At 63.9% G+C, this 21,749-nt stretch carries 22 protein-coding genes; 2 read left to right on the top strand and 20 right to left on the bottom strand.

The window, feature by feature from the left end:
* Positions 1–10: 10 nt before the first annotated feature.
* The 9 genes from ACVMIM_RS06400 to ACVMIM_RS06360 all read right to left on the bottom strand — a co-directional run bounded on the left by ACVMIM_RS06400 (position 11) and on the right by ACVMIM_RS06360 (position 9,407).
* On the bottom strand, positions 11–1,450 hold the full coding sequence (locus ACVMIM_RS06400) for an aldehyde dehydrogenase family protein (RefSeq protein ID WP_476111220.1): 1,440 nt from the start codon (positions 1,448–1,450) through the stop codon (positions 11–13).
* 217 nt (positions 1,451–1,667) lie between these two features.
* The gene (locus ACVMIM_RS06395) at positions 1,668–2,153 is read right to left on the bottom strand and encodes a hypothetical protein (protein ID WP_476111218.1); all 486 of its coding nucleotides are present in this window, start codon (positions 2,151–2,153) and stop codon (positions 1,668–1,670) included.
* 68 nt (positions 2,154–2,221) lie between these two features.
* Positions 2,222–3,289, bottom strand: coding sequence for an ABC transporter ATP-binding protein (locus ACVMIM_RS06390; protein WP_476111216.1), 1,068 nt, complete (start codon positions 3,287–3,289; stop codon positions 2,222–2,224).
* A 3-nt stretch (positions 3,290–3,292) separates the two neighbouring features.
* On the bottom strand, positions 3,293–4,141 hold the full coding sequence (locus ACVMIM_RS06385; protein WP_476111214.1) for a carbohydrate ABC transporter permease: 849 nt from the start codon (positions 4,139–4,141) through the stop codon (positions 3,293–3,295).
* Positions 4,141–5,064: a carbohydrate ABC transporter permease gene (locus tag ACVMIM_RS06380; protein ID WP_476111212.1), complete on the bottom strand. Its 924-nt coding sequence runs from the start codon at positions 5,062–5,064 to the stop codon at positions 4,141–4,143. The genes ACVMIM_RS06385 and ACVMIM_RS06380 overlap by 1 nt, the downstream gene beginning before the upstream one ends.
* A gap of 284 nt (positions 5,065–5,348) precedes the next feature.
* Positions 5,349–6,626 carry an ABC transporter substrate-binding protein gene (locus tag ACVMIM_RS06375; protein WP_040994412.1) on the bottom strand — a complete coding sequence of 426 codons (1,278 nt, stop codon included), beginning with the start codon at positions 6,624–6,626 and terminating at the stop codon, positions 5,349–5,351.
* Positions 6,627–6,651: 25 nt separating this feature from the next.
* Positions 6,652–7,854 (bottom strand): PLP-dependent transferase, encoded by a 1,203-nt coding sequence (locus ACVMIM_RS06370; RefSeq protein ID WP_476111210.1) that lies wholly within the window; start codon positions 7,852–7,854, stop codon positions 6,652–6,654.
* A complete protein-coding gene (locus ACVMIM_RS06365; RefSeq protein ID WP_476111208.1) occupies positions 7,851–8,582 on the bottom strand; it encodes a FadR/GntR family transcriptional regulator in 732 nt (243 codons plus the stop codon). The genes ACVMIM_RS06370 and ACVMIM_RS06365 overlap by 4 nt, the downstream gene beginning before the upstream one ends.
* A 120-nt stretch (positions 8,583–8,702) precedes the next feature.
* Positions 8,703–9,407, bottom strand: a complete 705-nt coding sequence (locus tag ACVMIM_RS06360) for a DJ-1/PfpI family protein (RefSeq protein ID WP_476111206.1) — start codon at positions 9,405–9,407, stop codon at positions 8,703–8,705.
* 87 nt (positions 9,408–9,494) lie between these two features.
* Here ACVMIM_RS06360 and ACVMIM_RS06355 point away from each other — a divergent pair, with 87 nt between their 5' ends.
* The gene (locus tag ACVMIM_RS06355) at positions 9,495–10,442 is read left to right on the top strand and encodes a GlxA family transcriptional regulator (RefSeq protein ID WP_476111204.1); all 948 of its coding nucleotides are present in this window, start codon (positions 9,495–9,497) and stop codon (positions 10,440–10,442) included.
* 234 nt (positions 10,443–10,676) lie between these two features.
* On the opposite strand, the gene ACVMIM_RS06350 is transcribed toward ACVMIM_RS06355, so the two are convergent.
* The 11 genes from ACVMIM_RS06350 to ACVMIM_RS06300 form a co-directional block, all read right to left on the bottom strand.
* Positions 10,677–11,336 carry a DUF2161 domain-containing phosphodiesterase gene (locus ACVMIM_RS06350; protein ID WP_476111202.1) on the bottom strand — a complete coding sequence of 220 codons (660 nt, stop codon included), beginning with the start codon at positions 11,334–11,336 and terminating at the stop codon, positions 10,677–10,679.
* Between the two features lie 67 nt (positions 11,337–11,403).
* Positions 11,404–12,681, bottom strand: a complete 1,278-nt coding sequence (locus tag ACVMIM_RS06345) for an L-fuconate dehydratase (RefSeq protein ID WP_476111200.1) — start codon at positions 12,679–12,681, stop codon at positions 11,404–11,406.
* A gap of 65 nt (positions 12,682–12,746) precedes the next feature.
* Complete coding sequence (locus ACVMIM_RS06340; RefSeq protein WP_476111198.1) at positions 12,747–13,478, bottom strand: SDR family oxidoreductase; 732 nt, start codon at positions 13,476–13,478, stop codon at positions 12,747–12,749.
* Positions 13,479–13,494: 16 nt separating this feature from the next.
* Positions 13,495–13,941, bottom strand: coding sequence for a MaoC/PaaZ C-terminal domain-containing protein (locus ACVMIM_RS06335; RefSeq protein WP_476111196.1), 447 nt, complete (start codon positions 13,939–13,941; stop codon positions 13,495–13,497).
* 8 nt (positions 13,942–13,949) lie between these two features.
* On the bottom strand, positions 13,950–15,023 hold the full coding sequence (locus tag ACVMIM_RS06330) for a Gfo/Idh/MocA family protein (protein WP_040993606.1): 1,074 nt from the start codon (positions 15,021–15,023) through the stop codon (positions 13,950–13,952).
* The gene (locus ACVMIM_RS06325) at positions 15,016–15,345 is read right to left on the bottom strand and encodes an L-rhamnose mutarotase (RefSeq protein ID WP_040994407.1); all 330 of its coding nucleotides are present in this window, start codon (positions 15,343–15,345) and stop codon (positions 15,016–15,018) included. Before ACVMIM_RS06325 ends, ACVMIM_RS06330 begins: the two co-directional genes overlap by 8 nt.
* 11 nt (positions 15,346–15,356) lie before the next feature.
* Complete coding sequence (locus tag ACVMIM_RS06320) at positions 15,357–16,469, bottom strand: mandelate racemase/muconate lactonizing enzyme family protein (RefSeq protein WP_278047190.1); 1,113 nt, start codon at positions 16,467–16,469, stop codon at positions 15,357–15,359.
* A gap of 1 nt (position 16,470) precedes the next feature.
* Positions 16,471–17,568, bottom strand: coding sequence for an ABC transporter ATP-binding protein (locus ACVMIM_RS06315; protein WP_476111193.1), 1,098 nt, complete (start codon positions 17,566–17,568; stop codon positions 16,471–16,473).
* Between the two features lie 5 nt (positions 17,569–17,573).
* Complete coding sequence (locus tag ACVMIM_RS06310) at positions 17,574–18,440, bottom strand: carbohydrate ABC transporter permease (protein ID WP_476111191.1); 867 nt, start codon at positions 18,438–18,440, stop codon at positions 17,574–17,576.
* A gap of 2 nt (positions 18,441–18,442) precedes the next feature.
* Positions 18,443–19,339 carry a carbohydrate ABC transporter permease gene (locus tag ACVMIM_RS06305; protein WP_476111189.1) on the bottom strand — a complete coding sequence of 299 codons (897 nt, stop codon included), beginning with the start codon at positions 19,337–19,339 and terminating at the stop codon, positions 18,443–18,445.
* A gap of 127 nt (positions 19,340–19,466) precedes the next feature.
* The gene (locus ACVMIM_RS06300) at positions 19,467–20,783 is read right to left on the bottom strand and encodes an ABC transporter substrate-binding protein (protein WP_040993596.1); all 1,317 of its coding nucleotides are present in this window, start codon (positions 20,781–20,783) and stop codon (positions 19,467–19,469) included.
* A 165-nt stretch (positions 20,784–20,948) separates the two neighbouring features.
* Between ACVMIM_RS06300 and ACVMIM_RS06295 the strand changes: the two genes are divergently transcribed.
* Positions 20,949–21,737: an IclR family transcriptional regulator gene (locus ACVMIM_RS06295; RefSeq protein WP_040993594.1), complete on the top strand. Its 789-nt coding sequence runs from the start codon at positions 20,949–20,951 to the stop codon at positions 21,735–21,737.
* Positions 21,738–21,749 lie beyond the last annotated feature (12 nt).

The raw sequence follows: 21,749 nt of genomic DNA, 5'->3' as shown, positions 1-21,749 counted from the left end.
CGGGATTGAGTTAGCCGGCGAATGTATAGGCCGTCTTCACCGTGGTGTAGAACTCCATCGCGTAGCGGCCCTGCTCGCGCGGACCGTAGCTGGAGCCCTTGCGGCCACCGAACGGCACGTGGAAGTCGACGCCCGCCGTCGGCAGGTTGACCATCACCATGCCGGCTTCGGAATTGCGCTTGAAATGCGTCGCATGCTTGAGGCTGGTGGTGCAGATACCGGAAGTGAGGCCGAACGGCGTGTCGTTGGCGACGCTGAGCGCCTCGTCATAGTCCTTGACGCGGATGACGTTGGCGACCGGCCCGAAGATCTCTTCGCGCGAGATGCGCATTTCGTTGGTGGCACCGAGGAACAGCGCCGGCCGCAGGTAAAATCCAGGCGTCTCGCGCTCCAGCCGCTCACCGCCGAAAGCGAGCTCGGCACCTTCGTGGCGGCCGATGGCGATATAGTCCTCGTCCTGCTTGAGCTGGGTTTGGTCGACAACCGGGCCGATCTGGGTCTTGGCATCGAGCGCATCGCCGATGACCAGCTTGTCCAGCCGCTCCTTCACCGCGTCGACGAAACGGTCGTGGATGCGTTCGGTGACGATCAGGCGCGAGGAGGCCGTGCAGCGCTGTCCGGTCGAGAAATAGGCGCCGTTGATGGCGCAATCGACGGCCACCGCGAGATCGGCGTCGTCGAGCACGACGAGCGGGTTCTTGCCGCCCATTTCCAGCTGGAACTTGCGCATATGCTCGACACTCGCCGCGGCGACGCGCTTGCCGGTGCCGACGGAGCCGGTGAAAGAGATGGCGTTGATGTCGGGGCTGTCGAGCATCGCCTGGCCGACCACCGAGCCCTTGCCCATGACGAGATTGAGCACGCCTTTGGGCAGGCCGGCGCGGTGCAGGATATCTACGATGGTCCAGGCGCTTTCGGGGACCAGCTCGGCCGGCTTGAAGACAATGGTGTTGCCGTAGGCGAGCGCCGGGGCAATCTTCCAAGCGGGGATGGCGATGGGGAAATTCCACGGCGTAATGATGCCGACGACGCCGATGCCTTCGCGGGTCATCTCGACGCCGACGCCCGGCCTGACGCTCGGCACCATCTCGCCCGACAGACGCAGCGTCTCGCCGGCGAAGAAATCGAAGATCTGCGCCGCGCGGATGGTCTCGCCGACGCCCTCCGCCAAGGTCTTGCCTTCTTCACGCGCGAGCGACCGGCCGATCTCGTCCTTGCGCGCCATGATCTCGTCAGAGGTCTTCTTCAGCACGGCGTGGCGGGCCAGCGGGCCGGAGCGCGACCAGGCCGGAAAAGCGGCCTTGGCGGCCGCGATGGCCTGCTTTGCCTCCTCCGGCCCGGCCGAAGCGTATTCGCCGACGACATCGTTGGTGTTTGAGGGATTGATGTTGCGCGAGCCGGCTTCGCCAAGCCACTCGCCATCGATCAGATTCTTGCGCAGCACGGTCATCTTATTTTTCCTTGGGTTTTGGTCGCGGCGGCCTTCGGCCGGGTCAATTGTCAGACAAATGGTATAGTCATTGTCCCGCAGGAGGTCTACCCGCGATCTTAAACCTAGAGCGTTCACCGTTCAGGGAAACGGCGAACCGCTCTAGCCTCTTGTTTGACGCAATTCCGGACGGAAAACCGCTCACATTTTCCTGGACTTGCTCTGAAGCCGCATCACGTCAGGTCGAGAACGACCAGAACAGGCAGGCGAGCGTCACCGCACCGAAGGCGACGAAGAACAGGCTTCTGAGCAGGATGTTGCGGCGGAGCTCGTTCATGGCGAGGTGCGCGGCCACGATCACTGCCACGAACAAGAAACGCCAGTTGAAGAGCGCCCAAAGCACCTCATGCTGGCCGAAGGCCCATCTGGCGAGCAGCGAGCCGACAATCGTTGCGAACAGCATGATCGTCGCCCAGAAGATCGCGTCGGCGGCATGGGTCAGCACGATGCCGGCGGCGCGGATCGGCAGGATCATCATCAGCATCGCGCCGAAGAAATAAACGGCGGCAATCGCAAGGAAAGAGCCGGCGTCGGCAATGCCGTCGAGGCGCTTCACGCCGAACGCGCCGTAGGGATAGCCGTGCCTCGCCACGGCCAGTGACAGCGCCATCAGCAGGGCACTCAGAACGGTGATCAGTGCGAATGTGCCGAGGGCCTTGCTCATGCCGTTTCCTGTCGAGGCGAATCAACGGAAACGATTCTAGCCTACGGTCTTCCGACCTGCATCGACGTCTAGCCGACCCGGTTTCCGCTCGCCGGATCGAACAGATGCAGCGCCGCCGGATCGGCGGCAAGGCGGATGGTGTCGCCGGGCTTCACGTCGCTGCGGCCCATGACGAAGACGCAGATCTGCTGGTTGGCCAGCCTGACATAGAACTGCGTCGACAGGCCGAGCGGCTCGACCACCTCGACCTCGGCCTTCAGCGCGCCATCGTCGACCGGCTTGATGTGCTCGGGCCGCAGTCCGATGGTGAGGTCATCACCGTCGCCGAGCGGCAGGCCGTCGGGCAATCTGAGCTTCTGGCCGTCGGCGAGCACGGCATCGACCTTGCCGCTCTTGGCGACCTTAGCCGGCAAGAAATTCATGCCGGGCGAGCCGATGAAGCCGGCGACGAAGGTGTTGGCCGGACGATCGTAAAGCTCGAGCGGACGGCCGACCTGCTGGACATAGCCGTCATGCATGACGACGATGCGGTCGGCCATGGTCATGGCCTCGACCTGGTCGTGGGTGACATAGACCGACGTGGTCTTGAGCTGCTGGTGCAGCGCCTTGATCTCGGCGCGCATATGGACGCGCAATTTGGCGTCGAGGTTGGAGAGCGGCTCGTCGAACAGGAACACTTTCGGGTCGCGCACGATGGCGCGGCCCATGGCGACGCGCTGGCGCTGGCCGCCGGAAAGCTGGCGCGGCAGGCGGCCGAGATAGGAGTCGAGGCCGAGCCGCTTGGCGGCGGCGCCCACGCGCCCGTCGATCGTCGTCTTCTCGGCCTTCTTCAGCATCAGGCTGAAGCCCATGTTCGAGGAGACATCCATATGCGGATAGAGCGCGTAGGATTGGAACACCATGGCGATGTCGCGGTCCTTGGGCGCGATGTCGTTGACCAGGCGCTCGCCGATACGGATCTCGCCACCGGTGACCTCTTCCAGGCCGGCGATCATGCGCAAAAGCGTGGACTTGCCGCAGCCCGACGGGCCGACCAGCACGACGAACTCGCCGTCGGCAATCTCGAGATCGACGCCGTGCAGGATGCGCAGCGCGCCATAATCCTTCTCGACATTTTGCAGCGTGACGGAAGCCATCGTTTATCCTTTGACCGCGCCGGCGGTGAGGCCGGTGACAAGATAGCGTTGCAGGAAGGCGAAAAAGACGCAGACCGGGATGAGCGCCAGGATGGACGCCGCCATCATCTGCCCCCAGTCGACGGCGAACTTGCCGATGAAGGTGAGCAGGCCGACGGCGAAGGTCTTCTGCTCGTCGCTGGAGATCAGCATCAGCGCAAACAGCAATTCGCTCCAGGCGGCGGTGAAGACGAAGCCGAGCGTCGCGCCCATGCCGGGCAAGGTCAACGGCACGATCACCCGGCGCATCGCCTGAGCGCGGGTGCAGCCGTCGATCATCGCCGCTTCCTCCAGGTCCTTCGGGATGCCGTCGAAGAAGGACTGCATGAGGAAAGTGGCGAAGGCGGTGTTGAAGGCCGTGTAGATGATGATCAGGCCGATCAGGCTGTTGGTGAGACCCAGATCGCCCATGATGCGGTAGATCGGCGGAATGACCATGACCAGCGGGAAGGTCTGGGTGAGCAGCAGCAGGATCGCCAAAGTCGCCTTGCCGCGGAAGGTGAAGCGCGACATGGCATAGCCGGCCAGCGTGGCGATGACGGTGACAAACGCGGCGGTCGACACCGAGACGATGACACTGTTGAGAAAATAACGCGGGAAATCGGAGGCTTCGAGCACGGTGTCGAAGTTCTTGAGCGTCATCTCGGACGGCCAGAAGGTGATGCCTTCGGAATAGAGCAGGCGCTCGGGCGTCACCGAGATCTTCAGCGTCCAGAAGATCGGGAACAGCGCGAAGATCACGTAGGCCGCGATGGCTGCATAGAGCCCGGTGCCGCCGAAGATACGCGAGGAGGTGGAGCGACCGGCGATCATCAGACGTGCCTCACCAGCGTGCGGCGGATGGCGATCAGGCCGATGGCGTAGGCGATCAGCAGCACCAGAAGCAGCACCGCCACCGCCGAAGCGTAGCCCTTGTCGAGCGACTTGAAGGCGCTGACATAGATGTAGACCGGCACCGTGCTGGTCGAGCCGGCCGGTCCGCCCTCGGTCATGACGAAAATCAGGTCGGCGAAAGTGGCGATCCAGATGGTGCGCAGCATGACGGTGATGACGATGGTCGGCGCCAGGAAGGGAAGCGTCACTTTGGTGAAGCGCTGCCAGGGCGAGGCGCCGTCGATTGCCGCCGCCTCATGGAGTTCGGACGGGATCGACTTCAGCGCCGCCAGCAGCGTGATGGCGAAGAAGGGAATGCCGAACCAGATGTTGGCGACGATCGGTCCCCACATGGCGGTGGCGGGATCGGAGAGCACATTGGTCGGCTCGGCCTTCAGCCCGAGCGCGAAGAGCCAGTGCGGCAGCGGACCGATGATCGGGTTGAACAGCCAGGCCCAGGTGAGGCCGGAAAGAAAAGACGGCACCGCCCAGGGCAGGAAGACAACGGCCTGCACGACCTTGCGACCGTAGAACGGCTTGTCGAGGAGCAGCGCCAAGCCGAGCCCCAGGAAGAACTGGAAGAACAGGCTGGCGACCGTCCACCACAGCGTGTTGATCAGCGCCTGGCCGAGCACCTGGTCGGAGAGCATCGCCTGATACTGGGCGAGACCGACATATTGCGACTTGAAGGCCGAGAATTTGCGGAAGGAATAGCTGATGCCGATGATCAGCGGCACCAGAAGCACGAGGACCAACAGGACGATGGCCGGCGAAAGATAGAGCCACGGCTCGATCGCGGCCTTGCTCAGCCGCTTCCTGCGCGGCCGGGCGGCGGATCGGATTTCGGACACGGCGTAGGTCATAGATTTTGGCTCTACGGGTGATGGGTGGATGCCGGGGACGGCAACAGCGTCCTTCTCCCCATTCACGGGGAGAAGATGCCGGTTCGCCCTCCGTAGCAGCGGTGCAGCTGCTGCGAAGGAGGGCAGGCAAATGAGGGGCGGAGCCGGCCTATCCGAACTCGGCGCCGCCCCCTCATCCGGGCATTTTTGTGCATGTCGTTATCCCAAAATCCCTTCGCAGCTTTTGGGCGACATGTATCTTGTGCCACCTTCTCCCCGTGAACGGGGAGAAGGTGGGCCTGCGCTTACTTCTTGTTTTTCGCCAGCCAGTCCTGCTGCTCCTTGGTCAGGAACTTGGCCCATTCGTCGGCCACTTCCTTGGCCTGCTTCTGGCCGAGCAGCACCTCCTGGAAGTTCTTGATCGCGACCTGGTCGACGAAGTTGCCGAGGTTCTCCAGATGCGTCGGCGGCGTCACCATTTCATATTTGGAGCTGTCGTTAAGCTCGGTGAACCAGCCCTTGAACTGCTCGGTCTTGAAGTGGGCGTCCTGATCGGCGCCGTTATGGATCGGGACCACGCCTACTTCCTTCGCCCATTCCAGATTGTCCTTGGGCGACAAAAGCGTCGACATCAGCTTCCAGGCTTCGTCCTTGTGCTGGGAGTTGGCGAACATCGCCCAGCCGGCATAGCCCAGCGTCGGATAGGACTTGCCGCTCGGACCCACAGGAAGCGGCGCGACGGCGAAGTCGTCGGCACTCATCTTGTCGGCAATGCCAAGCAGCGCGTCCGGATCCTGGTTGAGCATGGCGCAGGTGCCGGAATAGAAGCCGGTCACCGTTTCGTTGAAGCCCCAGCTCACGGAATCTTTCGGCGCCAGGCCGTTCTTGTACATGTCGGCCAGCATCTGCAGACCCTTCACCGAGCCCTCGTCGTTGATGGTCGAGACACCGTCGTCGGTGAAATAGCCGCCCTTGCCGTCAGCGATGTTCATGAACATGTGCATGCCGTTGAAGGCGCCCGGGCCGCCGCGCAGGCAGTAGCCGTATTTACCGGGGATGGCGGAGATCTTCTTGGAGAAGGAGACGAACTCGTCGAGGTTTTCCGGCGGTCGGTCGAGGCCGGCTTCCTTGAACAGTTTCTTGTTCCAGAACAGCGCGTTCACATAATAGCCATAGGGGATCATGAACTGCGTGTTGTTGACGGTCGAGCCGAACTGCTTGGCGCGGTCACCCAGCGTCTTTGCGTCGGGCCACTTGGCCATATAGGGGCCGAGGTCCTCGAGCTGGCCGTTATTGGCGTAGAGGCCCATCCAGCGTTCCGGCATTTCGACCACATCGGGCGTGTCGCCGGCCTGCACCATAGTCAGAAATTTTTCGAAGGCCTGGCCCCAGGGCAGCGAAACCACCTCGACCTTGATGCCCGGATTGGCGCTTTCGAATTCGGCGATCTGCTTCTTCAGAAATTCGGTGCGCGGCGGGCTGGTGATGACTTCGACCAGCTTGATGGTGGTGTCGGCCAGCGCGCCGCTGGCGGAAATCGCCAGGCCGGCGACGGCGGCAAACATGAAGGTCAGTTTTTTCATCTTCAGGACTCCCATTTTGATCCGTTTATTTTTTTGACCTATCGAAGGCCTGGGCGATGTCGGCCCAGAGGTCCTCGACATTTTCCAATCCGACATTGAAGCGGATGGTTCGGGGGCTGACGCCGAAGCGCGCCATCGAATTGATGCCCGGCGTCTGCTCGAGCGAAGCTTTTGCCGGCACGACCAGGCTTTCATGGCCGCCCCAGCTGACGCCGATGCGGAAGAATTTCAGCGCATCGACGAAGGCCGGGATGTCGACATCCTCCGTGACCTCGAAGGAGAACAGGCCGGCATAGCCGGCTAAGGTCTTCTTGCCGGGATGGTTGGAATAGGCGGGATGGTTGACCCGCTCGACCTGGCCGTGGGCCTTCAGCCGCTCGGCCAGGACGAGCCCGCTCTTCATGTGATGCGGAAGGCGCAGCGGGAGCGTGCGCAGGCCGCGCAACAGCAGCCAGCCTTCGAAGGGCGACAGCTTGCCGCCAAGCTGCGAATAGGTCTGCTCGTTGATGTGCCTAATGTGGGCGGCCGAGCCCGCCACCACGCCGGCAACGGTGTCGCTGTGGCCGCTCAGATATTTCGAGGCCGAATGCAGCACTAGGTCGACGCCATGCGAGATCGGCTTCTGGAAGACGGGGGTGGCCCAGGAATTGTCGATGGTGGTGACGATGCCCTGCTCCTTCGCCAGTCGCGTCAGATGCTCCAGATCCTGCAGCTCGAACATCATCGAGGTCGGGCTTTCGAGGTAGAGCAGCTTGGCGCCGGGAAGGGCCGCCGCAACCGCGGCGGGGTCCGAGCCGTCGACATAGTCGACCTTGATATGGAGGCGCGGGAACAGCCGCTCGAACAGCCGATATGCGTCGCCATAGCAGTTGCGCACGGCGACCATGCGCTCGCCGGCGCCGACGAAGGCGAGCACGGTCGCGCTGATCGCAGCCATGCCGCTCGAGAAGCCGCGCGCGGCCTCGGCGCCTTCGAGCGCCGCGACACGCGCCTCGAACTCCATCACCGTCGGATTGTCCCCGCGCGAGTAGATCGGCTGCTTTCTCCGGCCGGCAAAGGTGTCGGCCATATCGGCGTAATTGGCGAAGGTGAAGAGTGACGTCTGGTAGATCGGCGGCACCACCGCGCCGCCCGGGAACGGATCGTCATGCGCCAGAAGCGTCGCCGCCTCGCCGAGATAATCGCTGGCCAAAGAGGCCGGATCGAAAGTGTTGGGCTGCTCGTTCATCTGCGGTCCAAAAGCTTGAGGTTGGCGGCGCCGCGCTTCAGATCGTCCTCGACGGTGGCGATGAGCTTCAGCGCTTCGGCGCGGGCGCCTTCCGGGTCATGCGCGGCGATGCGGTCGAAGATGGTGCGGTGATAGGGGAAACTGGCATGACCGAAGTCGCGCACGCCGAGCGGATGCTCCCAGAAGCGATGGAAGAGCTCATGCATGGCGCTGATGATCTGCTCGAACAGCGGATTGCCGGAGGCGCGATAGACCGCCTGATGGAATTCCCAGTCCTCTTCCGAGGACATGCCGGCGCGGGTCTTGAAAGCATCTTCCATGATGTCGAGCTTGCGCTCGATCTCGGCGATCTCGGCCTTGCCGGCGCGGATGGCGCAAAGGGCGGCGGCTTCCGCCTCCAGCGCCCTGCGGATCTCCAGCGTCCGCATCAGGCCGGCGAAATCGTTGCCGCCGGAGAGTGTCAGCGGCATGTGCAGCATGTCGGGCGAGACTGCGGCCTTGAGATAGGTGCCCGAGCCCTGCCGCCGTTCAACGAGGCCGAGGCCCTCCCAGCGGGTCAGGGCCTCGCGCACCGTGTTGCGGCTGACCTTGAGACGTTCGGCGAGGATGCGTTCGGTCGGCAGTTTTTCGCCCGGGCCAAGAGCCTCCTGCCGCACGAATCCCGCCAAAGCCTTCAGCACCGCGTCGTCGCGGGCTGTCGTCTGGATGGGGGGCAGGAAATCGGTCACGCCGGCCGAGCCTAAAGTGGTTCAATGGTCCAACCAATCTCTGCACAGGCGGAAAGGTGAGTCAACAGCCGAAATGGGCTGGGCTGAACAGCGCGGATATGCGCCATCCAGCCCGGCGTTTCAGGCGCGGATGCGTGCCGGCACGGCCGCACGCTCGTGGCGCCAGCGCGCGAACATTTCCTCGCGGGCCCGCCGCGAACCCGACAGCCGCTCCTTCGCCTCCGCCAGGACGGCGGGCGAAGCTTCGGCGGGCGTGCCTGACCGGAAAGGAGGCGCCGGCGCATATTCGAGCGAGAGCTGCACGATTTCCGCTTCGGCCTGGCCGAGCAGCCTTGCGACCAGTGCCAAACCGAAATCGATGCCGGAGGTGACGCCGCCGGCGGTGATCAGCTTGCCGTCCTCGACGATCCGTGCATCGATAGGGATCGCGCCGAACTCCTCAAGAAAATCATGTGCATACCAATGGGTGGTGGCGCGCTTGCCCTTGAGCAGCCCGGCCGCGCCAAGCACCAGGGCGCCGCTGCAGACCGAGGTGATGTAGCGCGCCTCAACCGCGCGCTCCCAGACGAAGTCGAGAACCGCCTTGTCCTCGAGCAGCGCGTTGACGCCGCCACCACCCGGAATGCACAGCACGTCGAGAGGCGGGCAGTCGTCGAAGGTCGCGGTCGGCGTGAGGGAAAGGCGCGTCGAGGACGTCACCGGATTGCGATTCTTCCAGATCAGTTCCACCTCCGCGCCCTTGGCCGTCGCCATAACCTCATAAGGCCCGGTGAGGTCGAGCTGCTGGACGTTGGGGAATACGAGAATGCCGAAACGAAGGCTCATGGAGATCTCCTTGAGGTTGACTTCCGGCATTCTAAGGGATCATGCTTTGGCACGATTGCCATTCACCCCTCATTTCGGGCCAAAGCCATGCGCCGAATCGAAATCCTCGCCTATCCCGACATCCAGCTCCTCGATGTCAGCGGACCTCTGCAGGTTTTCGCCAGTGCCAATGACTTCAGGATGCACGCCGGCGAAGCGCCCGCCTATGAGGTCATCGTCGTCGCCGCCTCGCCGCGGATCAGGACATCGTCCGGTTTGGTGCTGGAGGCAGCGGCGCTGCCGGCGCAGGCGAGCGAGGTCGACACGGTGATCGTGCCGGGCGGCTGGGGCGTCAATGCGGCCTGCGAGGACCCCGAGCTGGTCCAGTGGATTATCGGCCGCTCGCGCGATGCGACGCGAACCGCCTCGGTCTGCAGCGGCGCCATGCTGCTGGCGCAGGCAGGCCTGCTCGACGGTCGCCGCGCGGTTACCCACTGGGGCCGCTGCGAGGAGTTCGCCCGGCGCTTTCCGGCGGTGAGGCTCGAGCCGGACCCGATCTTCATTCGCGACGGCAATGTGTGGACCTCGGCTGGCGTGACGGCGGGCATCGACCTCGCGCTTTCCTTCGTCGAGGCCGACCTCGGCCGGCGCATGGCGCTCGCCGTGGCGCGCGAGCTGGTCGTCTTCCTGAAACGTCCCGGCGGCCAGGCGCAGTTCAGCCAGACCCTCAAGCTGCAAGAGGGCGACGGGCGCTTCGACCGGCTGCATGGCTGGATCCTGGACAATCTGAGCGGCGACCTTTCGCTGGAACAGTTGGCCGAGCAGGCCAATATGAGCCGGCGCAGTTTCTCGCGGCGCTATCAGGAGGCAACCGGGCGGACACCCGCCCGTGCCGTCGAGGAGATCCGCATCGAGGCGGCGCGGCGGATGCTGGAGCGGGGGCAGACGGTCAGCCAAACGGCGCGGCGCTGCGGCTTCGGCTCGGAGGAAACGATGCGGCGCGGCTTCCTACGGGTGCTCGGCACCAACCCGCGCGACTACCGCGAGCGATTCTGATCGCGATTGTCCGCGCCGGGCAGCGGGGGTGCCGGATACGCATCGCCGCCGTCACCGACATGTCGGTTCCCTGCACAGCCGGCGGGCTTAGGCAATGCGGAAGTCATTGATATATTGCGAGACATTCTTGTCATCGCTGGCGTAACCCGGTCTGGCGCCACAAGGACGGCTCGTTTGCCGACCGGTAACCGGCACCGACTGGTAAGCCGGCGAAGATTCCGCGGGCGCGATGGCTTATAGCGCTGCCGGAAGCGGCTCAATCGCCGCGAGGCCGGCTTCGGTCAGCGCGTAGATGCCGCGCTCGGCCCGAGCGAACCAGCCGTAATAATTATGCTGCAGGATGCTCGCCGCGCGCGGCGAAAGGGCCTTGAGATCGCGCGGCCGCTTCGGACCGTCGGCCATGGCGGCGGCGCAGGCCAGCGCTTCCTGCCGGTAGGCGGTCATGATCGGCTTCTTGCGCGTGCTGCCGCCGATGGACGGATCGCCTTTGCGGCGGTGATGCTCTTCGACCAGGCGCGAGCGCCGCCTGGGATCACGGCGCGGCGGCAAGGCGGCTGGACTGAGCAGCAGCTCCACCTCGCCCTTCTTGCCGACGCCCAACAGGCCGAAGCCGAGACGGCGGCAGAGCGCGCGAAAACGGCGGTCGTGCTCGCGGCCCTTGCCGCGCGCGGACATCAGAGCAGCCAGCCAGACCTCGTCGCATGCGGACGCGCGGTCGACGGCTTGCAGGACGAGCTCGAGGTTGAACTGCAGCTTCAGCTCGCAGATAACGACAACCGGCGGCTCGCCGGCGCGCACGCCAACCACATCGCAGCCCCCGATCTCGCCCTTGACGGCGAAATCCATGCTCTCGAGGAACCGCTTCACCGGCTCGTAGAGGGAAGTCTCCTGCATGCGACAGGCATAGCCGATTCGCGGCGGTGCGGCACCGCGGGCCGCGGTCCGGTTTGCAGCGACAGCTTCAGGGCCGGTGCAGATAGTCCTCGATCGACTGCGCCTTCATCTCGATCGAGAAGCCGGGCGCCTGGGGCGGCATATAGGCGGCGTCGCGGATCACGCAGGGTTCCAGGAAATGCTCGTGCAGGTGGTCGACATATTCGATCACCCGACCGTCCTTGCTGCCCGACACAGCGACATAGTCGATCATCGACAGATGCTGGACATATTCGCACAAGCCCACGCCGCCGGCATGCGGCCAGACCGGCAGGCCGAATTTGGCGGCGATCAGAAGCACCGCCAGCACTTCGTTGAGACCGCCCATGCGGCAGGAATCGATCTGCACCACGTCGATCGCGCCGCCGGCGATGAACTGCTTGAACATGATGCGGTTCTGGCACATCTCGCCGGTCGCGACCTTGATCGGCGCGACAGCCTTGCGGATCCTGGCGTGGCCGGCGACATCGTCGGGGCTGGTCGGCTCCTCGATGAAGAAGGGCTTGGCGAAGGCAAGGTCCTTCAGCCAGTCGATCGCCTGGTCGACCTCCCAGACCTGGTTGGCGTCGATCATCAAGTAACGGTCCGGGCCGATGACCTCGCGGGCGATCCTGAGACGGCGGATGTCGTCGGCGCGGTCGCGGCCGACCTTCAGCTTGATGTGGTTGAAGCCCTGATCGACCGCTTCCTGACAGAGGCGCCTGAGCTTGTCGTCGGGATAACCGAGCCAGCCAGCCGAGGTGGTGTAGCAGGCATAGCCTTCGCGCTCGAGCGTGGCGATGCGTTCGGCCTTACCGGCCTCGGACTTCTTCAGGATCACCAGCGCTTCGGCCGGTGTGATCGCGTCGGTGAGGTAGCGGAAGTCGACGATGCGCACGATCTCTTCCGGGCTCATTTCGGCGACCAAGCGCCAGACCGGCTTGCCGGCTTCCTTGGCCCACAGGTCCCACACCGCGTTGACCACCGCGCCGACGGCGAGATGCATGGCGCCCTTGTCAGGGCCGATCCAGCGCAGCTGGCTGTCGCCCGTCACATGATGCCAGAAGCGGCCGGGGTCCTCCTTCACCCAGTCGAGATCAAGCCCGACGACGAGATGGCGCAGCGCCTCTATCGCCGCGCAGCATATCTCGTTGCCGCGGCCGATGGTGAAGGTGAGCCCATGGCCCTTCAGCGACGCAACATCGGTGTCGAGGATCACATAGGCGGCCGAATAGTCCGGGTCGGGATTCATCGCGTCGGAGCCGTCGAGGCTTTGCGATGTCGGGAAGCGCAGGTCGAAGGTTCTGAGGTCCGTGATTTTCGTCATTGCTGCCTCGTACTGGCCCGCCTCGTCATTGGGTCGCCGCCGCTCGACTGCCTACCGGAACAGCCTCAGATCGACCAGCCGCCGTCGATATTATAGGCCTGCCCGGTCGTATAAGTCGCGCCTGCGAGATAGACGGCGAGGTCGGCGATCTCTTCCGGCGTACCGATCCTGCCCATCGGCTGGCGGGCGATGAAAGCCGCGCGCGCCGCCTCATAGTCGCCCTGCGCCTGCATGCGACCCTGAAGCGAGGGGCTCTCGACCGTGCCCGGGCAGATGGCGTTGCAGCGAATGCCCTTGGCGACATAATCGGCGGCGACCGCTTTGGTCAGGCCAACCACGGCCGCCTTGGTCAGGCCGTAGACGAAGCGGTTCGGCACACCCTTCTGCGAGCTTGCCAGCGAGGCCATGTTGATGATCGAGCCGTCGCCGCGTTCCAGCATGCCCGGCAGCACGGCGCGGATGGTGCGGATCATCGAACGGACATTGAGATTGATCGCGAAGTCCAGATCCTCGTCCTTCATCTCGAGGATCGAACCGCCATGGACGAAGCCGGCGCAGTTGAACAGCACGTCGACGCGGCCGATCTTGGCGAAGGTGGATTTCACCGCCCCGTCGTCCAGCACATCAAGCTTGCGCGTCGTGATGCCGGGTGTCTTGCCAACTTCGGCAAGGGCCATCTCGTTGATGTCGGTGGCGTGCACAATGGCGCCGGCCTTGGCGAAAGCCAGCGCGCTTGCCCGTCCGATGCCCTGCGCGGCCGCCGTGACGACCACGACCTTGCCTGTGATATCAGCCATTCTTTGTCTCCGTCTTTCAGCCGGGCCGTCGCTCGACGATGTAGATGTGATCCGCCGCCAGCACGACCTCGTCGCGCTGGTTCAAAACCTCGACGCGCTCGATGACGCGTCCGGCGTTCGGCCGTTTCGGGTCGTCTTCCTTGGCGGCGACGGTGGTGCGCGTGCGGATGGTGTCGCCGATGAAGACCGGCTTGATGAAGCGCAGCCGGTCATAGCCATAGGAGAAGGCGACGGGGTTTATGACGCTCGCCGTCAAGCCGACGCCGACCGAGAAGACCAGCGTGCCATGCGCGATGCGCTGGCCGAAAGGCGTGGTCTTCATGAACTCGGCATCCATGTGATGCGGGAAGAAATCGCCGGTATGGCCGGCATGGACGACGAAGTCCGTCTCGGTGATGGTGCGGCCGCTGGTAAGGCGCGACGAGCCGATTTCATAGTCTTCGAAGTAGGTAGTCTGTTCCATGTCCCGCCTTACGGCTTTGCGGCCAGCGGCGTTGCCGGCGCGGCGCTCGATTTATAGGCGGCCTCGACCAGGGCCATGGTGTGCCAGGCGTCCTCGACGGAGCTCACCAGCTCGGCGTCCTCGCCGGACGCGAAGCGCTGGACATTGGCCATGCGGCCGACAAAGGCATCGGGGAACCATTCGCCGGCCAGCGGGACGGTGACCCATTCCGACCCGCCTTTCGGATAGATTTCCAGAGTATCCGGCTCGCCGCGCGGATAGTCGAGGTTAAGGCCGAGCTTGACATAGGCCGCGCCCTCGGTGCCGCAGATGCGGAACTCGCAGGCCTGGTGGCGGCGCCCGAATTTATGGTCGTGGTTGATCGAGAGCGCGCATCGCACCGTGTCGCCATAGTCGAGAATGGCGCTGGTGCGGGTCTGCGCGACCTGGTGGTTGGGATGGCCAAGCGTCTTGGCATGCACCCCAAGCGGATTGCCGAGAAGCTGGCGGATCAGGTCGAGATAATGGATCGAATGCATGGCGATCTCGACGCGCGGCGCCTTGAGCAGGAATTCCCAGAGCTGCCAGGGCGTGTCGAGCGCCAGAAGCGCGTCGAAATCCACGACCTCGCCCAGCCAGCCCTTGGCGATGGCATCCTTCAGCGCCAGCATCATCGGCGCGAAGCGAAGCTGGAAATTGACCGCCGCCTTAAGTTGCTTGGCGCGGCAGATTTCCAGGATTTCCGTTGCCTCGCCGAGATAGTTACCCATCGGCTTCTGGATCAGCGCTACGGCGCCATCGGGCAGCCCCTTCAGCACCTCGGCATGACGGCCCGGCGGCGTCGCCAGATCGAAGATTGCGTCCTTGACGGCTGCCGCCTCCTCTACCGAGCCGAACGCCGTCACGCCCCATTTGCCGGCGAGCTTTTGCGCCTTGGCCTGATCCGGATCGTAGAGGCCGGAAATCGGGAACCCGGCCTTGCTGTAAGCGGGAAAGTGCGCGTCGCCGACGATCGAGCCGGCGCCGAAGGTGACGATCGGGCGCGGCTTCGAGGGCTTCGGCCAGGACTGCGCCAGCGATGCCTGATCGAAGACGTCAGTCATGGTGGAAGACCTCGTCCATCGTTGCCCACCACTCGCCTTCCTTGCGCGTTTCCAGCGGCTCCTGGCAGGGCATGCAGACCGACCACCATTCCTGCGTCTTGGGGTCGGCGGCCATCTTGGCCATGTCGGCGGCGAAGTCTGTGCCGTGATATTCGAAATAGGAGAACAGGAGGTTCTCCGGCCGCTTCAGGTAGATTGAATAGTTCTTGATGTTGCAGGCCGAGATCATGGTCAGCACGTCCGGCCAGACGGCGGCGTGGAGGCGGACATATTCCTCGACCTTCTCGGGCTTCAAGCCCAGCACCATTCCCATGCGCTGCATCATTCGCCTCCCTATTTCACGATCGCCGTGGTGAACTCGGCGATGCTTCTCGCCTTGACCGCGTCCCAGTCCCAGTCGATGCCGATGCCCGGCTCGCTGGGCGCCAGCGCATGACCATTCTCGATGCGCATTTTGTCACCCGTCAACTCGTCGAGCTGCGGAATATATTCGACATATTTGCCGTTCTGGATGGCGCAGACCAAGCTGACATGCAACTCCATCAGGAAATGCGGACAGACCGGCATGTCGAAGGCTTCCGCCGCATGGGCGACTTTCAGCCAGGGCGTGATGCCGCCGATGCGGCCGACATCGACCTGGACGATGTTGCAGCCGCCTTTCTGCATGTACTCGCGAAAATGCCTTATCGAATAGAGCGACTCGCCGACCGCGATCGGCGTCGCGGTCGAGTTCGACAGCCGCACATGGCCGTCGATGTCGTCGGCCGGCAGCGGCTCCTCGATCCAGGCGAGATCGAGATCGCGCAGCCGCTCGGCGCGTCGGATCGCTTCGTCGACGGAAAAACCCTGGTTGCAGTCGGTCATTATCTCATAGCCGTCGCCGACCGCCTTGCGCACCGCCGACAGGCGCGAAAAATCCTCCGATCCATGCGGTTTGCCGATCTTGACCTTCGAGCCTGTAAAGCCCTTGGCCTTCGCTTCCAGCGCGTCGTCGACAAGTGCGGCCGTCTCGATATGCAGCCAGCCGCCCTCTGTCGTGTAGAGCGGACAACGGTCCTTTGCGCCGCCGGCGAGCTTCCAGAGCGGCAGGTTCTGTTTCCTCGCCCGCAGATCCCAAAGGGCGGTGTCGATCGCGGCCAGCGCGATCGCCGTGATGGCGCCGATGGTGGTGGCGTGGGTAGCGAATTCAAGCTCGTGCCAAATCGCCTCGATCTGGTCGGGGTCGCGGCCGATCAGGCGCGGCGCGAGATGGTCGGCCAGAAGCCGCATCACCGAGGAACCGCCGGTGCCGATCGTGTAGCTGTAGCCGGTGCCCGATGCGCCGTCGGAATCGGTGACGGTGACGATCGGCGTCTCCTGGCTGACGAAGCTCTGGATGGCGTCCGTGCGCTTGACCTTCGGCACGAGGTCGACCATGCGCAGTTCGATCTTCTCGATTTTCGCCATGTCAGCTCCTCAGCGACTTGCCGGTTTCGGCGGAGAACAGATGCGCGCGGCTCAGGTCGAAGCTCATGCCGATCCTGTCGCCGGCTTTCAGCGGCTTCGGATTGAGCATGCGCGACACCCAGTCGGTGCCGTTGAACTCGGCGAAGACCAGCGTTTCGTTGCCCAGCGGCTCGGTGATGCTGACCGGCAACTCGATGCGATGGACTTCTGTCTCGCCGCCGGAGCTTAGCCCGTGGCCCGTGGGATAGAAATCATCCGGGCGGATGCCGAATACGACCTTGTCGCCGGCCGCCGTCTTCGATTTGAATTGTCCGGGCAGAGGCAGGCTGTCGCCGCCGCCAAATATAAGCTTGCCGTCGCTCACCGTCGCCTCATGCAGATTCATCGGCGGCGAGCCGATGAAGCCGGCGACGAAGCGGGTGGCGGGACGGCTGAACACCTCGTCCGGCGTGCCGACCTGCTCGATATAACCTGAGCGCATGATGACGATGCGGTCGGCCAGCGTCATCGCCTCGACCTGGTCGTGGGTGACGTAGATGACCGTCGACTTTACCTTGGCGTGCAGCTTCTTGATCTCGGTGCGCATCTGCGTGCGCAGTTTGGCGTCGAGGTTCGACAGCGGCTCGTCGAACAGGAAGACGTCCGGGTCGCGCACGATGGCACGGCCCATGGCGACGCGCTGGCGCTGGCCGCCGGAAAGCTGCGAGGGACGGCGTTCCAGCAATTCGTCGAGGCCGAGGATGGCGGAAGCCTCGGCGACGCGCCGGTCCATGTCGTCCTTGGCAGCACCCGCGATCTTCAGCGAGAAGCCCAGGTTCTCGCGCACCGTCATGTGCGGGTAGAGCGCGTAGGACTGGAACACCATGGAGATGTTGCGCGAGCGCGGCGGCAGATCGTTGACCGTGCGGCCGCCGATCTCGATCGCGCCGCCGGTGATTTCCTCGAGGCCGGCGATCATGCGCAACGTCGTCGACTTGCCGCAGCCCGACGGGCCGACCAAGGCGATGAATTCGCGGTCGGCGATCTCGAGATCGATGCCGTGCACGATCTGGATGTTGCCGTAGCGCTTGGTGAGCCTTTTCAGCGAAACCGTTGCCATGCAGTTCAACCTTTCACCGCGCCGGAGGTAAGACCGCCGACGAGGTGTTTCTGGACGATGTAGGTGAGGGTCAGCGCCGGAATGATCATCACCACGGCCAGCGCGCACATACCGCGCCAGTCGATGGTAAACTCGGCCGTATAGTCGAGCAGTCCGACGGGCAGCGTCTTGGAACTGACGGAACGGGTAAGCTGCGACGCCAGCGCGAACTCGTTCCAGCAGGTGAGGAAGGCGAAGATCGCGGCCGAGGCGATGCCGGGACGCGCCAGCGGGAATTCGACCTGCCAAAAGGCCTGCCAGCGCGTGCAGCCGTCGATCTGCGCGGCCTCGGCAAGGTCCTTCGGCACCTGGCGGAAGAAGCCGTCGATCAGCCAAATGGTGAAGGGCACGTTGAGCGCGACATAGGCCAGGATCATGCCGATATGGGTGTCGATAATGCCCAGCCGCACATAGAGGAAGAACAAGGGCAGCGACAGCGCGATGCCGGGCACGGTGCGCGTCAGCATCAGGCCGAGGAACATGCCGGACTTGCCGCGGAATCGGTGGCGCGCGAAGGCGTAGCCGCCGGCCATGCCGATCGCCACCGCGATCACGGTCGAGGTGATCGAGATGACCAGCGAGTTGCGGAAATAGTCGAGCACCGGGATGCCGCCTTTGCCGATGCCGCTGAACATCGCAACATAAGCGTCGAAGGAGAGCTGCTGCGGGATCCAGACCGGCGGCTTGGCCATGATCTCGACCGTGGGCCTGAGCGACGACAGCACGATCCAGATGCCTGGCAGGCAGATGACCAGCATGGCGAGGAAGAGGACGACACGATGCGCGACTGTCAGCGCGCGGCGCGTAAGGCGGGCGGAGGCGTTCTCGTCCATTCTCACCACTCCGCGCCGATCTGCGCGCGCGCCGCGGCGAGCTTGTTGTAGAAATAGACGGTGAAGGCGATCGACAGCAGGATCGAGAAATAGGCCATCGCGTTGGCGAGGCCCATGCGGGCGTCGCTGTAAGCGGTGCGTCCGACCAGCGTCCACAACAGCTCGGTGCGGCCGGCAGGTCCGCCGTCGGTCATGATCTTGACGATGTCATAGGCGCGCGCGACGTCGAGCGAGCGGATCGTCATGGCGATATAGGCGAAGGGCATGACGAAGGGCCAGGTGACATAGCGGAAGGTCTGCCAGGGCGTGCAGCCGTCGACGCGCGCCGCCTCGATCGGCTCCTTGGGCATGGCGAGCAGGCCGGCCAGGATCAGGATGGCGAAAATCGAGGTCGACGACCAGATCTCGGCGATCGCAATGGCGATGAAGGCGAGATGGCCTTCGATCAGCCACGGGATGGCGTCCTGCGTAATGCCCAGCGACTGCAGCGCGTTGTTCACCAGGCCGATATTGTCGTTGAACATGAATTTAAACTGGAAGCCGACCAGGATCGGCGAGAACATCATCGGGAACATCATCAGCGTGCGCAGGATGCGCTGGCCGCGCGTCGCCTTCTCGACCAGCATGGCCAGCCCGAGGCCGAGCAACATTTCGAGGTTGAGCGCGATGGTGAGCAACAGAACGGTGCGGCCGAAAGCCCACCAGAAGTCCGCGTTGGACAGGATCGACAGATAATTCCTGAAGCCGACGAAGACGAAGAAGGACTCCGGCCGCGTCAGGCGGAAGGGCGTGAAGCTGGAATAAAGCGACAGGACCAACGGCATCACCACGACCCCCGCCAGCACGATAATCGCCGGGAGCAGCAGCAGGAATGGCGCGGATGGCTTGAAGCCCTTCATCGGGATCCTGTGAGGTTTTGCATTCAATTCGGGCCGCCATGGGCAAGGTCCCGGCCGAAACGGAAGGCCTGTAGCGGCAAGTCGCCTCCCCCATTCGCGACGGGGGAGGCGGCGTTGAGAGCTATCGTCAGAGCTTGCCGGCGTCCTGGAGGATCTGCGTCGCCTTGGCGGCGGCGTCATCGAGCGCCTGCTTGGACGTCTTGTCGCCGAGGATCGCCGCTTGCAGCTCGGGGTAGACGGCGTTCGAGATCTCGATCCACTCAGGCGTCTGCGGCACAGCGAAGGCGTGCTTGGCTTCCTCCTGGAAGGCGGCCAGAACCTCCTTCTTGTAAGGATCGTTCTCGGCCTGCTTCAGGTCCCAGTCCCAGACCGCGGTGCGGGTCGGCAGCGGGCCGGCGGCGGCTTCCAGCTTCTGGCTGTCCTCGTTGGTCAGCCACCAGACGAGCGAGGCCGCCGCTTCCTTGTTCGGGCAGTTCTCGGTCACCGAGAAGCCGTGAAAGCCCGACCAGCCGGTGCGTTTGCCGGAGGAGCCCTTGGGCGCCACCTTGACGCCGACATTGCCGGCGACCTTCGAGGACTTCGGATCGTTGAAGAAACCGGCCCAGCCCGGCCAGTCGAGGTTGATCGCCACGGTGCCGGAGGCAAAGCCCTGGCCAAGATCGTCCCACAGGTAGTTGGTGGTCCCGGCCGGCACGGCCTTGGCCTTGTAGAGGTTGACGAACCAGTCGAGCGCCCGGATGCCAGCCTCGGAGTTGAAGACGGGCTTGCCGTCCTTGTCGAGATATTCGCCGCCCTCGGCGACCACCATCTCGTAGAAGCGGCCGTTGATCGCCTCTTCCTTGCCGGCGAATTGCGTGCCGTAGAAATTCGGCGGGTTGGCGAAGAACTCGGCCTGGTCGGTCACTTCCTTCCAGGTGTCCGGCGGTGCAAGGTCATAGCCGTATTTGGCCTTGAACTTGGTCTTGTTGTCGGCGTTCTCGTAGAGACTCTTCTGGTAGTAGAGCGCCGAGACGTCGAACTGCGCGCGCGGCAGCATCTCGAGCTTGCCGTCGATGGTCGCGGCCTTGATCGTCGAGGGCACGAACGCGTCGATCTCTTCCTTCGGCAAGAGCTTGCTGAGGTCGGTGTAAAGGCTCGTATATTGCGGCGCGAAGGACGAATGGTTCCAGCCGACGCACCAGTTGGTGCTGCCCGAGGCGATGTCGGACTTCAGTTCCTTGTCGATGTCGAAGCCGTTCTTCTTGGTCAGTATGTTGACCTTGGCGCCGGTCGCCTTCTCCCATTCGGGGATGCGCTCGTAGAGCTTTTCATATTGCTGACCGCCGATCAGCTTCACGTCAATCGTCACGCCCGGAAATTTGCCCGGCAGATCGGCCGAAAACGCGGTGCCGCTCAGCAGCAGGCCAGCCAGGCCGGCGGAAATGCGTAAAACCAGTCTCGTCATGTTCTCCTCCCATGGACTCGCAGCGACGGCCCGCCGAGCGCGCGACCGAGCGCTTAAGTTTCATTCATATGCAAATAGCATTTTCATTGCCGGGTCAAGGCGATTATGCTTCCAGCCGAGTGAAGTTCATGCATATATGCAGATCGAAATTCACTGGAGGGGCTCGTGGCCGAGGAAGAAGATGGGGACCGCTACCGCGCGCCGGCGCTGGACAAGGGGCTGGACATTCTCGAGCTGCTGTCCAGCGTAGATGGCGGACTGACGCAGGCGGAGATCGCCAAGCGGCTCGACCGCAGCCCGAATGAGTTCTACCGCATGCTCGACCGCCTGGTGCGGCGCGGCTATGTCACCAAGATCGACGGCGACCGCTATTCGCTGACGCTCAAGCTTTTCGGGCTGGCGCAATTGCATGCGCCGGTGCGGCGGCTGGTGTCTTACGCGACGCCGATCATGCGGGAACTGGCCGAGACTTCATGGCAGGCCAACCAATTGGTGGTGTTCGACCGCGGCGCCGCTGTGGTCATCGCGCAGCAGGAGGCGCCGCGCTACTGGGGCATCTCGATCCGCGTCGGCTCGCATATCAGCCTTTTCGACACCGGCTCCGGCCATGTGCTGCTCGCCTTTCGCTCCCCGGAAGAGCGCAAGATGATGATCGCCGAGCACCTGCAGAGCACCGAACAGCTCAATCTGACGCCGGAGTTCTTCGCCCGCCTCGACCAAGTGCGCGACCGCGGTTACGAGATGATGGCGTCGCTGCAGACCGCCGGCGTCTACAATCTTTCGACGCCGGTGCTAGGCCCGGACGGCAGAGCCATCGCAGCGCTGACCATCCCCTACATCACGCTCGTCAACGCCCCCGCGGCGCCGGACATCACGCTGACGATTCGGCATCTCCAAGGCGCCGCGGCCAGGCTCTCGCAGCTTGCCGGATCCGACGTGCAGCAATCGTTATAATTTCTTATTTGA

The sequence above is a fragment of the Mesorhizobium sp. USDA 4413 genome (assembly GCF_056280365.1).
Note: the sequence above shows the minus strand (reverse complement) of the source record. Positions and strands in the feature narration are given on the sequence as shown.

Excerpts from the sequence above, each read along its gene's own strand:
- ACVMIM_RS06395 (WP_476111218.1), bottom strand. The coding sequence starts at position 2,153 with ATGAGCAAGGCCCTCGGCACATTCGCACTGATCACCGTTCTGAGTGCC.
- ACVMIM_RS06340 (WP_476111198.1), bottom strand. The coding sequence starts at position 13,478 with ATGGCTGATATCACAGGCAAGGTCGTGGTCGTCACGGCGGCCGCGCAG.
- ACVMIM_RS06315 (WP_476111193.1), bottom strand. The coding sequence starts at position 17,568 with ATGGCAACGGTTTCGCTGAAAAGGCTCACCAAGCGCTACGGCAACATC.
- ACVMIM_RS06310 (WP_476111191.1), bottom strand. The coding sequence starts at position 18,440 with ATGGACGAGAACGCCTCCGCCCGCCTTACGCGCCGCGCGCTGACAGTC.
- ACVMIM_RS06350 (WP_476111202.1), bottom strand. The coding sequence starts at position 11,336 with ATGCAGGAGACTTCCCTCTACGAGCCGGTGAAGCGGTTCCTCGAGAGC.
- ACVMIM_RS06320 (WP_278047190.1), bottom strand. The coding sequence starts at position 16,469 with ATGGCGAAAATCGAGAAGATCGAACTGCGCATGGTCGACCTCGTGCCG.
- ACVMIM_RS06375 (WP_040994412.1), bottom strand. The coding sequence starts at position 6,626 with ATGAAAAAACTGACCTTCATGTTTGCCGCCGTCGCCGGCCTGGCGATT.
- ACVMIM_RS06385 (WP_476111214.1), bottom strand. The coding sequence starts at position 4,141 with ATGATCGCCGGTCGCTCCACCTCCTCGCGTATCTTCGGCGGCACCGGG.
- ACVMIM_RS06355 (WP_476111204.1), top strand. The coding sequence starts at position 9,495 with ATGCGCCGAATCGAAATCCTCGCCTATCCCGACATCCAGCTCCTCGAT.
- ACVMIM_RS06360 (WP_476111206.1), bottom strand. The coding sequence starts at position 9,407 with ATGAGCCTTCGTTTCGGCATTCTCGTATTCCCCAACGTCCAGCAGCTC.
- ACVMIM_RS06370 (WP_476111210.1), bottom strand. The coding sequence starts at position 7,854 with ATGAACGAGCAGCCCAACACTTTCGATCCGGCCTCTTTGGCCAGCGAT.
- ACVMIM_RS06330 (WP_040993606.1), bottom strand. The coding sequence starts at position 15,023 with ATGACTGACGTCTTCGATCAGGCATCGCTGGCGCAGTCCTGGCCGAAG.
- ACVMIM_RS06335 (WP_476111196.1), bottom strand. The coding sequence starts at position 13,941 with ATGGAACAGACTACCTACTTCGAAGACTATGAAATCGGCTCGTCGCGC.
- ACVMIM_RS06300 (WP_040993596.1), bottom strand. The coding sequence starts at position 20,783 with ATGACGAGACTGGTTTTACGCATTTCCGCCGGCCTGGCTGGCCTGCTG.
- ACVMIM_RS06305 (WP_476111189.1), bottom strand. The coding sequence starts at position 19,339 with ATGAAGGGCTTCAAGCCATCCGCGCCATTCCTGCTGCTGCTCCCGGCG.
- ACVMIM_RS06390 (WP_476111216.1), bottom strand. The coding sequence starts at position 3,289 with ATGGCTTCCGTCACGCTGCAAAATGTCGAGAAGGATTATGGCGCGCTG.
- ACVMIM_RS06325 (WP_040994407.1), bottom strand. The coding sequence starts at position 15,345 with ATGCAGCGCATGGGAATGGTGCTGGGCTTGAAGCCCGAGAAGGTCGAG.
- ACVMIM_RS06345 (WP_476111200.1), bottom strand. The coding sequence starts at position 12,681 with ATGACGAAAATCACGGACCTCAGAACCTTCGACCTGCGCTTCCCGACA.
- ACVMIM_RS06400 (WP_476111220.1), bottom strand. The coding sequence starts at position 1,450 with ATGACCGTGCTGCGCAAGAATCTGATCGATGGCGAGTGGCTTGGCGAA.
- ACVMIM_RS06380 (WP_476111212.1), bottom strand. The coding sequence starts at position 5,064 with ATGACCTACGCCGTGTCCGAAATCCGATCCGCCGCCCGGCCGCGCAGG.